This is a genomic window from Funiculus sociatus GB2-C1, assembly GCF_039962115.1.
GTDB lineage: Bacteria > Cyanobacteriota > Cyanobacteriia > Cyanobacteriales > FACHB-T130 > Funiculus > Funiculus sociatus.
The window spans coordinates 1-15,343 of the sequence record NZ_JAMPKJ010000019.1 but is presented as its reverse complement, the minus strand read 5'-3'; the positions used below and the strand labels follow the sequence as shown (position 1 = coordinate 15,343).

The following is a 15,343-nucleotide window of genomic DNA, read 5'->3' as shown; positions in this document are numbered from 1 at the left end:
ACTAATTTTTAACAGCTAGAGAAATATTTCTCTACAATTTGCAAAATTTTCTCAGATGCACGTCCATCGCCAAAAGGATTAATCGCTGTTGCCATCTTTTGATAGGCATCTGGGTTACTTAACAATTGGGTCGCTGCAACCAGAATTTGATTTGAGTCGGTACCCACCAATTTTGCTGTACCTGCTGTTACAGCTTCTGGTCTTTCTGTGGTTTCCCGTAAAACTAGCACTGGTTTACCTAAACTCGGTGCTTCCTCTTGTAATCCCCCGGAATCTGTTAACAGCAAGTAACTGCGTTGAATTGCGCCTACAAGCTGGGCGTAATCTAAGGGTTCTGTTAAAAAAACTCTCTCGTGAGTTCCTAAAAGTGCTTGTAAAGGTTCTCGCACTGTCGGATTTCGATGCAGGGGTAACAATAAAGCTGTATCGGGAAACTTATCTAATATATGTAGAAATCCCTCTGCAATTCCTTGGAGTGGTTCCCCCCAGTTCTCCCGGCGGTGAACTGTTGCTAGAAGTACGCGGTATTGATTCCAGTCCAAACCGGGAATGTCGCACTCTGGCTGACTTTTCGCCACCGTCAGCAAAGCATCAATTACTGTATTTCCAGTTTGGTGAATTTCACCCGTCACTCCAGAACGTTGCAGGTTTTCCACCGCCAGCGATGTTGGCGCAAAATGTAGCTGGGTTAGTTGGGAAATCAGCCGTCGATTGGCTTCTTCTGGGTAAGGATTAAATAGATCGTCTGTGCGTAATCCCGCTTCTACGTGACCTACAGGGATTTTTTGGTAAAACGCCGCCAAAGTAGCTGCAAAAGCTGTGGTTGTATCGCCTTGAACTATTACCATTTGTGGCTGCAACTGTCCAAATATGGCTTCTAGTCCCCGCAAACTGCGAAAGGTAATATCTGTGAGAGTTTGCTGACGTTGCATGATTTCTAGATTCCAATCAGCACTCAGTCCAAATAGCTGCATCACCTGTTGAACCATTTCTCGATGCTGACCAGTCAAAACTACCTGAGTTTTAAAATTGGGCGATCGCTGGAACTGCTGGATAACTGGTGCCAGTTTAATCGCTTCCGGACGGGTTCCCAGGGTGATGCAAATCGAAAAAGGAGATGGGAGCATGGAAATTTAGGTCATTTGCGAGTAACAGGAATTGCGATCGCTTCCTTTATATGGTACTTGATGCGGTTTTTCACACTTCGGACGCATACAAAGTTGTTCGCTTTTCCCAATCCTATATAAAGATTCTCCTACGAAAAGACCCGGCAGATGCCGGGTCATTGAACTGTTGCAGACAACACACTTTCTTTAGATGAGCGTTCACAATTTATTCAGTTGTTAGGAATCTAGATCGCAAGTTAGTGGACAAGCTGCATACACTGAAGTGTGGCGAGGATTTGCTTCACCGTGCAGCCAGTGCAACCAACGGACTTCTTGAGGATGTACTCCCTTGAGAGTTAACAATGCCGCACCAGCGACAACTGCCAAAACATTTGCTCCAATCAAGGCTCCTGCCACCAATAATACAGCGCTCACAGGCAGTACAGATTGTAAAGCGATCGCAAGCATTGCGCCTACCGTAACCATGAGGACAACCAACGGGAAGCCTACAACCAGTAAGCAAACCGTTAAAGTAAAAGTCCAGATCAAAAAGCTTTTGATCGTAGATAATGAATAACCTTTTCCCAAACTTTGGTTCTGAGTCAGTTGCATGATTTTTTCTCCTGATACCCAAACAACGAATTTATATGTAGAAAATGACTTTTAATCGATCCTTGCGGCTCGACTGGCGTGAAAATTAGTATAGTTAATCCTTTTCTTAAGATGAGCTTATCTTCACTAAAATTTACACTCAGTTCAGATTATTTATGGCTGCGAAATTTTTAGCGTCGGCTTATTGTAAAGCGCAAATTATAACCACCATCCCCCAAAAGATATAGGTTTCAAGAGTGTTAGGGTTTCAGCTTATTTTATAGGCAGGCTGAAAAGACGCGATCGCCTATATAACTTCTATACAACCAATCCAACACCATTCTGCTTAACATATCTTATGATTTCCAAGAAATATTCTCATAATTAAGCTCATCTATGAAAGGGACTGGGGAGAAGGTAACTGGGAGAAAACCTCCTATTCAAAATCCCAAATTAAACAATCCCCTGGAAAGAAAGAATTTTTTCCGGTGAATGTTACTCACCCCCTAGTTTTGGGAAAACTACCAATAGGAGGGCTTAAAACTCCTACAACAGCCGCCAAACCCCGCATCACCTCTGAGGGCTGCCTTGAGGAAACGTCTTCGTGGGATGAAAGTGCGCTTTATGAATTGATGTAAATTTTCTAACAGCGGTATTTGAAAGATGACAGAACCCCAGCGTCCACCGATGTCACCGCCCCCTCCACCCCGCGTACCCCCTGCACCACCGCCGGGAATGCGACCTCCAGCAAGGGATGCAGCTGCCACCAGTTCTACTCAGCAGCAGCCAATGCAAACTGTGGATATGTCTTCGACACAAAGAACCGCTGTCGCAGCTCCTCCGCCTCCCCCCAAAGTTCCCCCTGGGATGCCGCCTGGGATGCCGCCTGGGGTGCCACCTTCAGGGCGACCAGCTCCCCCGCCTTCCTCGGCTGCACCAACTGTTGTATCTCGCACACCTGCAAAACCTGTAGGCCCTAGTCCGGGACAACCAACATTACGGGAAATCGTCGTCAAGGCTCATGAAAATGGAATTTCCGACATTCACGTAGGTGTATCTGAAGTTCCGCGCTTCCGCAAGCGGGGCGACATGGAAACGACTGACTATCCGTTAACGGATGAAGCAACTTTTATGAGCTGGTTGCGGGAAGTGATGAGTGATGCTCAGATTCGGGAATTTGAAGAACGTCTAGACTTTGACGGGGTAACGCAGTACGAGTTTTCGCGGGCACGGATCAACGTATTTGGTTCTATGCGCGGTCCGGCGATGGTAATGCGACTCATCCCGAACAATATCTTGACGATGGAGCAGCTACGGTTGCCAGAAGTATTTAAAGATATTTGTCATTACCATAAAGGGTTGATTTTGGTGACAGGGCCGACAGGTTCTGGTAAATCTACCACGATGGCTGCCATGATTGACTACATCAATAAAGAAATGGCAAAGCACATCATCACCATTGAAGACCCGATTGAATTTGTTCATACCAGTCGCAAGTCTCTAATTAAACACCGGGAAGTCGGTTTGAACACCTTGAAGTTTGACAACGCACTGAAAGCAGCGTTGCGGGAAGACCCCGACTTGATTCTGGTGGGGGAAATGCGTGATAAAGAAACGGTTAACACTGCGCTCAAAGCTGCTCAAACTGGTCACTTGGTAATGGGAACGCTACACACCAACAGCGCTGTGAAAACGATTGAGCGTATTCTCAATCTTTACTCAGCTGAGGAGCAGCATTCTATGAAGATAGCGATCGCTGAATCTCTTGTATCCATCATTTCCCAAGGTTTGTGCAAAACCACCGATGGGAAACGTGCTGCTTTCCACGACATCCTGATCAATACTGAGGCGATCAAAGATTACATCAAGGAAGGTAAGTATGAAGAGATTACCGGAATCATGCTTGCCTCCAGTTTTGACGGCATGATTACTATGAATAGAGCACTCCTCGACCTCTATCAAGAAGGTAGAATTACTGAAGAAACTGCCTTGGAAATGTCGCCTACTCCTAACGAGATGGCTCAATTCCTCCGAGGACGGGTATAACAATTAAAAATGTAAAATTAAAAATGGAAGAAGACCGTCTTCTTCCATTTTTAATTTTTAATTTTTATTCTTTTGGCGCATTTCCTTGACCCAATACCAACTACACATCCCCCAGTTGTTCAAAGGCATTGCCCTGTTTACACCAGGGGGAGATTTAATTTATTGTATTGACTCCACTAAGCAGAACCACTGGCACCTGCATCTGTGTGCTGGACTTCAAGAAATGCTGGGGTTACAGGAGCCTCCTCATTTTTTAGTGCCAGCGTACACTGCCACAATCGATCGCTGGTTTGCTCCTTACACCCAAGAATTGCAGGTTGCTGCTGAAGTTTATCCGCCAGTGCGACGGCATCAGGCATTACTGAATGGGGTTTTCCAGACTGGCGATTGGCAAAATTGGCAAATTGCTCCTTGGCCCCCAGAATTAGGCGACCCGATTGTACTGGAAACTTATCGCGACCAATTTCCCCAACTTTGGGAAAACCACGACTTAATCGTGCGCTTGGAGCGAACTGGTTTCCAACCTTCATTACCTACAGTTCCAACTCGTGGCTATGTCCTGCGCCTCTTTGTTTCCGGACATAATGGAACCACTGAACGGACTCTCCAAAGTTTGCACCAGCTGTTAGAGCAATCTCTTGGTCATCCTTACACTTTGAAAGTTATTGATATCTTCAAACACCCAGAGCAGGCGGAGTCTAATCATATCTCTGCAACACCGACCCTTGTTCGGGTCTGGCCTCAGCCTGTGCGAAGGATTGTTGGTGATTTGGATAATATTGAAAGAGTGCTACAGGTACTCGGCGCTGTGGATTTATAAATTTTCTCTTGTTTATCTTGTTGCCAGTCAGAGACTAGCAATGCAAATCTAGAGGTTCTGCCTCGTCTGCCAAACATTACGGGAGGCAGAGCCTCCGAGAATAGCATTCCCTGGGCCAGCCAGGGAACGAGAAATTTAATTTTCATAAGCGGCGGGAATACAGACATCTGGCGCACACAATGCTGGAAACTTCATGGTTGTGACACTCAGCGTAGTGAGATTGACACAACGGATGGCATGGTTATTAGTATCCGCAATGTATAGAGTGGAACCAACAGCACTTAGTCCTGATGGCTCAGAAAATCGTGCGCTGGTGCCTTCACCATCCTGAAATCCTGCCGTGCCTCCCAAAACAGTTTCGCAAATGCCGCTTTTGGGGTCAACTCGCTTAATTTTGTGGTTGTAGGTATCAGCTACCCAAAGGGAATTTTGGGCATATTCAACACCTAGACAATGCTGGAGTCGCACGTCGTAGCCTTCACCATCAACATCTCCAAATCCAAATAGCTCACCGCTGCCGCAGACGGTTCTCACTTGAGCTTGTTTGCCGAGTCCGACACCGCGAATTGAACTAATTTCGCTGTCGGCTATATATAATTCTTGGCTATCTGTAGTGATGCCACTGGGTTGGGAAAAGGCAGATTCGTCAAGATTTCCATCGACGCATGATTCTGCACCTGTGCCTGCATAGGTGCTGACCGTGCCAGTTTCTAGCTGCATTTCCCAGATTTGGTGAGGGCCAGCCATAGCGATAAATAGGCTATTTCCGACTTTTTCTATATCCCAAGGGGAATTTAACTTAGTTTCTAGTCCAGCACCACCGTGGGGGCGGATTTGGTGGCTTTGTTCGCCAGTACCAGCAATGGTTTGCACTTGCTGATGTTTGAGGTCAACTTTACGTATGGCGTGGTTTTCGGTATCGGCGACGTAGAGAATTTGATTCTCGGTATCTAGTGCCATGCCTTGAGGAGCGAAAAACTGAGCTTCAGTAAAGGAACCGTCGGTTAACCCTTGTTTGCCAGTGCCAATTATATGTAGCACTTCACCTGCGATGGTACTGACAACGATGCGGTGATGACCGGAGTCGGCGATGAATAAGCGATCGCCATCCGCTAACACTTTACCGGGAAAAGCTAGGGGTGCCGCCAAGGGTTGCCGCTGTTTTTCCAAAATGGAGCTAAGTTCATGAAAATTAATCGTTCCCTGCTCTTTGTGTTGCTCAATTAGCTGCGAAATCAACTGGTCTAAAGCATCCCGATTTCCTTCCCCAGACATATAGCCAATGACGTAGCTTTCCGGGTCAATCACCATCAAGGTAGGCCATGCACGGACGGCATAGTGTCGCCAAATCGCAAAATTGCTGTCAACTACGACTGGATGCTCAATGTCATAACGCAGGATTGCCTGACGGATGTTTTCAGCTTCTTTCTCGTTTTCAAATTTGGGAGAATGAACCCCAATGACTGTAAGGCTGTCTTTGTATTTTTGTTCGAGGTATTTTAAATCTGGCAGGACGTGCAGGCAGTTAATGCAGCAATATGTCCAAAAGTCAAGTATTACGACTCGCCCTTTTAACTCTTGGATAGAGAGAGGGCGGTCGGTGTTTAGCCAGGTTTTGTTTTTGGGAAACTCTGGCGCTCTAACGCGGGGAGTCATAGATTTATTAGTGAGCGCGATCGCATAACTTTACACTCCTTTACGTTAGCGAAACTCTGGTTGACTACTTTATACCGGGAGTGCGATCACGCAAAAAATGCTGAAAAATGTCAATCTATCGTAAAAATCCGGGAACCCTGAGTTTAGAACCTTACGTTAAATCTACTGGTTATGACTCAGCCGAATCTTCTGGAACTTGCTCGCACAGGCGACGCCAAAGCTATTGAAGCTCAAATTAACCACTCTGTGCAACCGAAAGGTATTACTGCAAAAGCCAGCTTAAAAGATAATATTTTACAGGTAATGCTGGAATCAGCCCCAGTTCCAGATCAACAGGCAGTAGTCCCGCTGATTCGTGATGGATTAATCGGCTTAGGAATTGAATCTTTCAAGAAAGTCAAAATATACGGGCGGGAGACAGGGGAAGATTTTCCCGAGTGGCAACAAGAGTTTGAGCTAGACAATCAGGTAAATTTACCTTTGTCAATACCTGAAACAAATATTGAGGCTCAGTCCTCCACGTCTCTTATCAAAGCTGATACAGATACTCAGTTAACTGTACAAAAACCATCTTTTTTTGGATCGATGTTTGGCGCAGTAGCAGGAGCCGCAGGAGTAGTTGGGGGTGCTGTATGTTCAAGCTAGTGGAGCCGTCGCCGGAGCCGCCGTAGAAACCGCAGGAATAGTCGGAACTGCTGCTGTACAAGCTGGTGGGACTGTTGCCGGAGCCGCCGTAGGTGTTGGCGGTGTAATTGGTAGCGCCGCTTTACAAGCAACGGAAGGAACAGGGTACGCAATTGATTTGATTGTCAATAGCCCCCTGCTACAACAGGTGAAAAATATTTTGCCGCCGGATTGGTTGGACTTTATAGACAAAGTGGATATTGTGAAAGCTGAAGCTGAAGTGAAAAAACTTCAGCAGCAATATCCTCACGAAAAACCGAGCGATATTGCTCATCGTCTGATGATAAATAAAGCACTGTATGCCGGAAGTTCAGGATTAGTTAGTAGCCTAGTGCCGGGAGCTGCTGCTGCTGCGTTTGTAGTGGATTTTGCGGCTAATATGCTATTGCAGGCTGAAATGGTTTACCAGATTGCTTGTGCCTATGGATTGGAATTAAAAGATCCAGCCAGGAAGGATGAGGTTATAGCAATTTTTGGTCTGTCTTTCGGAGGTAGCCAAGCTTTAAAAGCTGCTGGCACTCAAGCGTTAAAAGTTGGCAGCAGCTATGCCGTCAAAGCAGGTTTTTTAGGTTTCCTGAGAAATATTCCTGTTGCTGGAGCAGTTATTGGTGCCAGCACTAATGCAGGGATGATTTATGCGCTGGGATATGCGGCTTGCCGCTTCTATGAAGGTAAAAACAGCCCTTTAACTTTGGAAGCGACGCTAGTGGATGTTCAGGCTCAAAGCGAGAAGTATTTAGAAGGCGCGATCGCTCAAGAAGTAGTGATGGATCAGATTTTGGTTCACGTTGTTTTGGCGGGGAATCCGGGGAAAACTTGGGAACAGATTTTGCCAGAACTACAAACATTGAACCTGAGTCCAGCTTCAATGGAAGCGATCGCATCCAATATTAAATCACCGCCACAATTAGAGACTTTGCTGAATCAAATCAACCGTGACTTTGGTGTACCGCTTCTGGCTCAATGCCAGAAAATTGCTCAGTTAGACGGCGTGACAACACCAGAAGAAGCCAAGGTGATAGATACCATCACTAATAAATTTGGCATTGAGCTAGATTTTGTTACAGTTTCGCTGGTTTAGGGCAGGAGGGTTTAGAGAATCAGAGAATGCGATCGCACTCTCTGATTTTGACCCAGTTTTTCTAGGGTTATTAACCTCCTGACTCAGCCTCCCCCGTCTCATCAACTGCGGGAGCAGGTTCTGGTGTTACTGGTGGTGCTGATTTCTTGAAGAAGCTGCTGGGGATATCTGGTTCAGTTGGGGCTTGGATAATCCTTGGGGTTGGGGTTGGAGAAGTTTTTGGCAGGAAGACTTCCTTCAAATCCACTTTGGGTTTACCTTCCAATGATGTGGTTGAAGGTACTGCTTCTGGTGAACTCTGTGGCTGAGGCTCAACCAAATCAGGAGTCACTGCTTCAGGCGCTGGTGATGGCACTATCTCCGGTAGCGTTGGCGGCAAGCTGGGGGAAGGAGTAACAACACCTGCCTCTGGTTCAGGAGCTGTTTCTGGTGCCAAGGGTTCCGGCGAAGGTGTTTCGATAACTTCTGGCTCTGTCGGTGGCAAGCTGGGAGCAGGTGTCACCTCCTGGGAAGGTTGCCGCCGGAAGCGATTGAAGAAGCCGCCTTTAGGCTTTTCTACCTGTTTTGTCTGGGTCGGTACTGGTTCAACTGGGGGAATTAGTTCTACTTCTGGAGTTGGAATCGGCGATACTTCCGGTTCTGGTAAAAACTCTGGTAGCGGAATTGTTTCTGGTGCTGCTGGTTCCGGAGTCGGCGACTCCATCACCTCTGGCAATTTAGGTGATGGGACAGGAGCAGATTTACCACGGAAGCGATTGAAAAAGCCACCTTTGGGTTTTTCTACCTGTTTTGTCTGGGCCGGTAAGGGTTCGGCTGGTATTGTTGGCTGTAATTCTTCCGGTTCTGTCGGTATCTCTTCCTGTATCTGAGGCGTAGGCGTTTCTTCAACGCTAGGAGTTTGTAACGGTTCCGGTGTCGGGGTTGGCGTTGGTACTGGCGTCGTAGCGGTGTAGCTGGGGTTTACAATTCCCCGAACTTGATCTGCTGAAAGTTCACCCCGCACAATCTTGTCTAGGGTATCTTTGCCTTTGGGATCGTAGGTTATCAGCCGGACTGTGTTGTTAAACACATTGTTAACTGGGTTTCCCTTCTCATCCAAAAACTCTAGTTGTACCCAGTTTTTCCCTTGGTTAAAGCCGTTGAGATAAAGCGGTTGCCATCTGTCTAGAACAAAGCTTTGACCATTCACTGTGACACGTACTCGCCAGTCAGCAATGTCGTCTTCAGGATTTTCCTTCGCGACTAGGTGCAGGGGGGCGTTGGTCAGATAGAAATCGAGCATTATTGGCTCGGCCCCATAGCTGCCTTTAGGACGGCTATAGGTTAACAGTGGCTGTTGAGGATCGGGGTTGTTGCCTGCTGTCTTGGTGAACAGGTGAAAGGTAGTTTGGGCGTAAGCGCCTTCGTTTTTGAAGCTCTCATGCCAAGGACGGGAGGCAAAGACTCGCAGGGTATGAGTTCCGGGAGCTAAATCTTCAAAAACTAAGGGTTTGTTTAAGTCGTAAACCGCCTCATAAGGTTGGTTGTCAAGGATTACGTGCAGATGCGGGCCTAGACCAAAGTCAGGGTTTTTGAAGATTGGCAAGTCCTGAACCTGGAGCCTTACCTCAACTTTGGTGTCTTGGAGAATTTCATCTGCCTGGGGACTGAGAATACTTACTTGCGGCTGATAAGCTTCCAAGGCTGGACGCAACTGTTGAATGACTTCTGGCGGCGACACTTCTGAGACTGCCCCAGAGGCTAGGGAAGATATGCCTTTGGAGGCAGCATCTGGCGGTTTCGGGGAGGCTTTGCCGCACCCGGCTAAACTCCCCACCAATACTGCTGCCATCAAAAATGAAACTAGCACTCTTACAGGTTTCCACTGGCGATTCATGCCCAACACTCACTCCTACTCTTTGCGCGACAGCTGCCCATAGGGAAATATAGCCCAAAAGCATGAATCTGACCGCCGAAATCTAGGGAATTTCCGCAGATAGTAAGGAAAAAAAATACCAGCTTTAAATGAGCTGATAATTTAGTTTTGTAAACTAAATTTAACGCCTCTTGACTTTGTACCCCTGATTATGGAGGTGCAAGCTAAGTTACATAAACGATTGACCAAATTTGAATTATTGTTAAGTCCATCGGAATAGGCTGTAATTCAAGACCTATCATCTACAAGATAGAGGGTGTGGTTTTGAATCCTTCCCTCTGTAGTGAACCCTTTAAAACGGGCATTACATAATTCGGGGAAAGTGGTTCTTCCCAGCCAGCTTTCCTGCCCCCATTAAAATCAACTTTGTTGAATGGGACAGTTCTCGTTCCTTGTCTAAAGAGAGGAGAGTCCTCATGACAATCAGTCCTCCGGAGCGGGAGCAAAAGGTAAGGGTAGTAGTTGATAAAGACCCGGTACCAACTTCTTTTGAGAAGTGGTCGCAGCCCGGTCATTTTGACCGCACCCTTGCTAGAGGGCCAAAAACCACCACCTGGATTTGGAACCTTCACGCTCTCGCCCACGATTTCGATAGTCATACAAGTGACTTAGAAGACGTATCTCGGAAAATCTTTGCGGCGCACTTTGGTCACTTAGCCATTGTCTTCATCTGGCTAAGCGGTATGGAATTTCATGGCGCTCGCTTTTCTAACTACGAAGCTTGGCTAGCCAATCCCCTTGGAATCAGGCCTAGCGCTCAAGTTGTCTGGCCAATCGTAGGTCAAGATATTTTGAATGCCGATGTGGGCGGTGGCTTCCACGGAATTCAAATTACATCCGGCTTGTTCCAGGTTTGGCGGGCGGCTGGCTTCACAAACACATTCCAGCTTTACTGCACTGCCATTGGTGGCTTGGTAGCAGCAGCTCTGATGCTGTTTGCTGGCTGGTTCCACTATCACAAGCGTGCTCCTAAACTGGAATGGTTCCAGAATGTGGAGTCGATGCTGAACCACCACCTAGCAGGATTGCTGGGACTGGGATGCTTGTCTTGGGCAGGTCACCAAATTCACGTGGCCCTACCCACCAACAAGCTGCTGGATGCGGGAGTGGCTATCAAAGATATCCCCCTACCCCAAGAGTTCATTTTGAACCGTGACTTGATGGCGCAGCTGTATCCCAGCTTTAACCAAGGGTTAACGCCGTTCTGGACTTTGAATTGGGGTCAGTATGCTGACTTCCTCACCTTCAAAGGTGGCTTAAACCCAGTCACTGGCGGCTTATGGCTGACAGATACAGCCCACCATCACTTGGCTTTGGCGGTGCTGTTCATCATCGCCGGTCATATGTACCGCACCAACTGGGGAATTGGTCACAGCATTAAGGAAATCCTAGAGAACCACAAAGGCCCCTTCACAGGTGATGGTCATAAAGGTCTCTATGAAAACCTCACAACTTCCTGGCACGCTCAGTTGGGTATCAACCTAGCTATGCTAGGTTCTGTGACCATTATTGTGGCGCACCATATGTACGCGATGCCTCCGTATCCGTACCTCGCCACTGACTACGCGACTCAGTTGTCCATATTCACCCACCATATGTGGATTGGGGCATTCTGTATCGTTGGTGGAGCAGCTCACGCTACCATTTTCATGGTGCGGGATTACGATCCGGTTGTGAACCAAAACAACTTGCTGGATCGGGTGATTCGTCACCGGGATGCAATCATCTCTCACCTCAACTGGGTATGTATTTTCCTGGGCTTACACAGCTTCGGTTTGTACATCCACAACGACACGATGAGTGCCTTGGGTCGTCCCCAAGATATGTTCTCGGATACAGCAATTCAGCTGCAACCGGTATTTGCTCAGTGGGTGCAAAATCTGCACACTCTGGCTCCCGGAGCTACCGCTCCCAACCAGCTTGAGCCAGTTAGCTATGCCTTCGGTGGCGGGATTATGGCTGTAGGTGGCAAGGTAGCGATGATGCCACTTGCTCTGGGTACGGCGGATTTCATGATCCACCATATTCACGCCTTTCAAATTCACGTTACAGTGCTGATTTTGCTGAAGGGCTTCCTGTTTGCTCGTAGCTCTCGTCTGATTCCAGACAAGGCTAATCTGGGCTTCCGGTTCCCGTGCGACGGTCCTGGTCGTGGCGGTACCTGCCAGGTTTCTGGTTGGGACCACGTTTACCTGGGTCTGTTCTGGATGTTCAACACGATTGCGATCGCGGTTTACCACTTCAGCTGGAAAATGCAGTCGGATGTGTGGGGAACAGTCAATGCCGATGGTACGGTGGATCACATAACTGGTGGCAACTTTGCGATGAGTGCCATCACGATTAACGGCTGGTTGCGTGACTTCCAGTGGGCGCAAGCCGCTCAAGTGATTCAATCCTACGGATCAGCTCTCTCCGCTTATGGTCTGCTGTTCCTGGGCGCTCACTTTGTCTGGGCATTCAGCTTAATGTTCTTGTTCAGTGGTCGCGGCTACTGGCAGGAGTTGATTGAATCCATCGTTTGGGCACACAATAAACTAAAAGTTGCCCCATCGATCCAGCCTCGCGCTCTGAGCATCATTCAGGGTCGGGCTGTGGGGGTTGCTCACTTCCTCCTGGGGGCAATCGTCACGATTTGGGCGTTCTTCGAGGCGCGAATCCTATCAATAGGATAAGTCAGGACTGAGTAATGAGTGCTGAGTAATGAGTAGGACTTGCTTAGTTCTCAGCACTCTGTACCGATAATTGAGGATACTATGGCGACAAAATTTCCCAAATTTAGCCAAGACCTCGCTCAGGACCCGACGACACGTCGGATCTGGTACGGGATTGCAATGGCTCACGACTTTGAAAGCCATGATGGAATGACGGAGGAAAATCTTTATCAAAAGATTTTTGCTACCCACTTCGGTCAACTGGCAATTATTTTCCTGTGGGCTTCCAGTCTCCTGTTCCACGTCGCCTGGCAAGGTAACTTTGAGCAGTGGATCAAAGATCCGCTAAATGTCCGTCCCATCGCTCACGCGATTTGGGACCCCCACTTTGGTCAACCGGCAGTAGAAGCTTTCACCCAAGGTGGTGCGAACTTTCCTGTAAACATTGCCTACTCTGGTGTCTACCACTGGTGGTACACCATCGGGATGCGGACGAATAATGACCTATTCCAAGGTGCAGTATTCCTGATTTTGCTGTCTGCGGTCTTCCTGTTCGCAGGCTGGCTGCACCTACAGCCTAAGTTCCGTCCCAGCCTGTCCTGGTTTAAGAGTGCTGAGCCTCGGCTGAACCACCACCTGGCAGGTTTGTTTGGAGTTAGCTCTTTGGCTTGGGCAGGTCACTTGATTCACGTTGCTATCCCCGAATCTCGTGGACAGCACGTAGGTTGGGATAACTTCCTGACCACGCTACCTCACCCAGCAGGCTTAGGCCCCTTCTTTACTGGAAATTGGGGTGTGTACGCTGAGAACCCAGATACCCCAGGGCAGATTTTCGGAACTGCACAAGGTGCTGGAACAGCTATTCTGACATTCTTGGGTGGCTTCCATCCTCAGACAGAATCGCTGTGGCTGACGGATATGGCTCATCACCACTTAGCGATCGCTGTTATCTTCATCATCGCCGGTCACCAGTACCGGACAAACTTCGGAATTGGTCACAGCATCAAAGATATGCTGAACGCCAAAAACTTCTTTGGCACCAAAACTGAAGGGCAGTTCAACCTGCCTCACCAAGGTCTGTACGACACCTATAACAACTCTCTACACTTCCAGTTGGGAATCCACCTGGCAGCGCTAGGGACGGCTCTTTCCCTGGTGGCGCAGCATATGTATGCGATGCCTCCTTACGCCTTCATGGCTAAGGACTTCACAACTCAGGCAGCGCTCTACACCCACCACCAGTACATCGCTGGTTTCTTCATGCTCGGTGCGTTCGCTCACGGAGCTATCTTCTGGGTGCGGGACTACGACCCTGAGCAAAACCGGGGTAACGTTCTTGACCGGGTACTACAGCACAAAGAAGCGATCATCTCGCACTTAAGCTGGGTATCCCTGTTCTTGGGCTTCCACACCCTGGGCTTATACGTCCACAACGATGTTGTGGTTGCCTTCGGTACTCCCGAAAAGCAAATCTTGATTGAGCCAGTATTTGCTCAGTTCATCCAGGCTTCTCACGGTAAGGTGCTTTACGGCTTTGACACTTTGCTGTCTAACGCCGATAGTGTTGCCTCCACTGCGGGTGCTACTTACTTACCAGGCTGGTTGGATGCCATCAACAGCGGCACTAACTCCCTGTTCTTGACAATTGGCCCTGGCGATTTCTTGGTTCACCACGCTTTCGCTCTTGGTCTGCACACCACCACCCTGATTTTGGTCAAGGGTGCGTTGGATGCTCGGGGCTCCAAGCTGATGCCCGATAAAAAGGACTTCGGCTTTGCCTTCCCTTGTGACGGCCCTGGTCGTGGCGGTACCTGCGACATTTCTGCATGGGATGCCTTCTACCTCGCCGCGTTCTGGATGCTGAACACCCTTGGTTGGGTAACTTTCTACTGGCACTGGAAGCATTTGGGTATTTGGCAAGGCAATGTAGCTCAGTTTAATGAGTCTTCTACTTACCTCATGGGCTGGCTGCGCGACTACCTCTGGCTATATTCCGCTCAGCTGATCAACGGGTACAACCCCTACGGCATGAATAACCTGGCGGTTTGGGACTGGATGTTCCTCTTTGGACACCTGGTTTGGGCTACTGGCTTCATGTTCCTGATCGCTTGGCGTGGTTACTGGCAAGAGTTGATCGAAACCCTTGTCTGGGCACACGAGCGCACTCCTCTTGCGAACCTGGTTCGCTGGAAGGACAAGCCCGTTGCTATGTCCATCGTCCAAGGTCGTTTGGTTGGTCTAGTTCACTTCGCTGTGGGCTACGTCCTCACCTACGCTGCCTTCCTCATTGCCTCAACTGCTGGTAAGTTCGGTTAATCTGGCTGAAACTAGCATTTGTAGGTAAATAAATAAAATCCTCTGCCTTCGGGTAGAGGATTTTTACTTAATTGGCTCACATTGCCGTTGGGCAAGTTTCCTCGCTATTGGTCAAAATTTTTCTTTTAAAAAGCGATTTACCATTTATGGTAGGAATTTACTAATATTCCTTATGTATTTAGTTTTTTAGATTAGTTGGGCACCACTGACTATGCCTTCAATTGTTCCGTTTGTGAAAACAGCCTACGACGTTATCTCAGGTATCTTCTTTCTCTTGCAAGCTCTGCACCACATCCGGTAAACGTTTCCATAGTTTATTATGGAAATTTATTTTATAAATTAGGCTAGCATTCTAAAATGCCTTTATAGCCTTTTCCTGTCTAGTGAGGTACGCTCAAAGCATAGAGCATGAGTATTTTCTTGATTAGAGATGAAACCCTACTCCCTTGACCTGCGGCAAAAAATTGTTGACACCTA

General features: G+C 48.0%; 11 protein-coding genes. 7 read left to right on the top strand and 4 right to left on the bottom strand.

Annotation, left to right across the window (positions count from 1 at the left end; all coding sequences use genetic code 11):
- Positions 1–8: 8 nt before the first annotated feature.
- Together wecB and NDI42_RS11300 are read right to left on the bottom strand one after the other, a co-directional pair.
- Complete coding sequence (wecB, locus tag NDI42_RS11305; RefSeq protein ID WP_190447608.1) at positions 9–1,127, bottom strand: non-hydrolyzing UDP-N-acetylglucosamine 2-epimerase; 1,119 nt, start codon at positions 1,125–1,127, stop codon at positions 9–11.
- Positions 1,128–1,343: 216 nt separating this feature from the next.
- The gene (locus NDI42_RS11300) at positions 1,344–1,718 is read right to left on the bottom strand and encodes a hypothetical protein (protein WP_190451624.1); all 375 of its coding nucleotides are present in this window, start codon (positions 1,716–1,718) and stop codon (positions 1,344–1,346) included.
- A 467-nt stretch (positions 1,719–2,185) separates the two neighbouring features.
- On the opposite strand from NDI42_RS11300, the gene NDI42_RS11295 reads away from it, so the two are divergent.
- The 3 genes from NDI42_RS11295 to NDI42_RS11285 all read left to right on the top strand — a co-directional run bounded on the left by NDI42_RS11295 (position 2,186) and on the right by NDI42_RS11285 (position 4,563).
- On the top strand, positions 2,186–2,335 hold the full coding sequence (locus NDI42_RS11295; RefSeq protein WP_190451622.1) for a hypothetical protein: 150 nt from the start codon (positions 2,186–2,188) through the stop codon (positions 2,333–2,335).
- A 25-nt stretch (positions 2,336–2,360) separates the two neighbouring features.
- Positions 2,361–3,743 (top strand): type IV pilus twitching motility protein PilT, encoded by a 1,383-nt coding sequence (locus tag NDI42_RS11290; RefSeq protein WP_190451620.1) that lies wholly within the window; start codon positions 2,361–2,363, stop codon positions 3,741–3,743.
- An 85-nt stretch (positions 3,744–3,828) separates the two neighbouring features.
- Positions 3,829–4,563 (top strand): circadian clock KaiB family protein, encoded by a 735-nt coding sequence (locus NDI42_RS11285; protein ID WP_190428181.1) that lies wholly within the window; start codon positions 3,829–3,831, stop codon positions 4,561–4,563.
- A gap of 135 nt (positions 4,564–4,698) precedes the next feature.
- Here NDI42_RS11285 and NDI42_RS11280 read toward each other — a convergent pair whose 3' ends face one another.
- Entirely contained in the window at positions 4,699–6,219 is a 1,521-nt protein-coding gene (locus NDI42_RS11280; protein WP_190451618.1) for a thioredoxin-like domain-containing protein, read from the bottom strand.
- Positions 6,220–6,390: 171 nt separating this feature from the next.
- On the opposite strand from NDI42_RS11280, the gene NDI42_RS11275 reads away from it, so the two are divergent.
- Both NDI42_RS11275 and NDI42_RS11270 read left to right on the top strand, forming a co-directional pair.
- Positions 6,391–6,864, top strand: coding sequence for a hypothetical protein (locus NDI42_RS11275; RefSeq protein WP_199310982.1), 474 nt, complete (start codon positions 6,391–6,393; stop codon positions 6,862–6,864).
- Positions 6,845–7,984 carry an EcsC family protein gene (locus NDI42_RS11270; protein WP_199310981.1) on the top strand — a complete coding sequence of 380 codons (1,140 nt, stop codon included), beginning with the start codon at positions 6,845–6,847 and terminating at the stop codon, positions 7,982–7,984. Before NDI42_RS11275 ends, NDI42_RS11270 begins: the two co-directional genes overlap by 20 nt.
- 70 nt (positions 7,985–8,054) lie before the next feature.
- Here the strand turns inward: NDI42_RS11270 and NDI42_RS11265 are convergent, their stop codons facing one another.
- Positions 8,055–9,860, bottom strand: coding sequence for a hypothetical protein (locus NDI42_RS11265; protein ID WP_190451617.1), 1,806 nt, complete (start codon positions 9,858–9,860; stop codon positions 8,055–8,057).
- 455 nt (positions 9,861–10,315) lie between these two features.
- Here NDI42_RS11265 and psaA point away from each other — a divergent pair, with 455 nt between their 5' ends.
- Together psaA and psaB are read left to right on the top strand one after the other, a co-directional pair.
- On the top strand, positions 10,316–12,571 hold the full coding sequence (gene psaA / locus NDI42_RS11260) for a photosystem I core protein PsaA (protein WP_190428174.1): 2,256 nt from the start codon (positions 10,316–10,318) through the stop codon (positions 12,569–12,571).
- Between the two features lie 81 nt (positions 12,572–12,652).
- On the top strand, positions 12,653–14,866 hold the full coding sequence (gene psaB / locus NDI42_RS11255) for a photosystem I core protein PsaB (protein ID WP_190451614.1): 2,214 nt from the start codon (positions 12,653–12,655) through the stop codon (positions 14,864–14,866).
- Positions 14,867–15,343: the final 477 nt, after the last annotated feature.

Excerpts from the sequence above, each read along its gene's own strand:
- psaA (WP_190428174.1), top strand. The coding sequence starts at position 10,316 with ATGACAATCAGTCCTCCGGAGCGGGAGCAAAAGGTAAGGGTAGTAGTT.
- NDI42_RS11290 (WP_190451620.1), top strand. The coding sequence starts at position 2,361 with ATGACAGAACCCCAGCGTCCACCGATGTCACCGCCCCCTCCACCCCGC.
- NDI42_RS11300 (WP_190451624.1), bottom strand. The coding sequence starts at position 1,718 with ATGCAACTGACTCAGAACCAAAGTTTGGGAAAAGGTTATTCATTATCT.
- NDI42_RS11280 (WP_190451618.1), bottom strand. The coding sequence starts at position 6,219 with ATGACTCCCCGCGTTAGAGCGCCAGAGTTTCCCAAAAACAAAACCTGG.
- wecB (WP_190447608.1), bottom strand. The coding sequence starts at position 1,127 with ATGCTCCCATCTCCTTTTTCGATTTGCATCACCCTGGGAACCCGTCCG.
- NDI42_RS11265 (WP_190451617.1), bottom strand. The coding sequence starts at position 9,860 with ATGAATCGCCAGTGGAAACCTGTAAGAGTGCTAGTTTCATTTTTGATG.
- psaB (WP_190451614.1), top strand. The coding sequence starts at position 12,653 with ATGGCGACAAAATTTCCCAAATTTAGCCAAGACCTCGCTCAGGACCCG.
- NDI42_RS11275 (WP_199310982.1), top strand. The coding sequence starts at position 6,391 with ATGACTCAGCCGAATCTTCTGGAACTTGCTCGCACAGGCGACGCCAAA.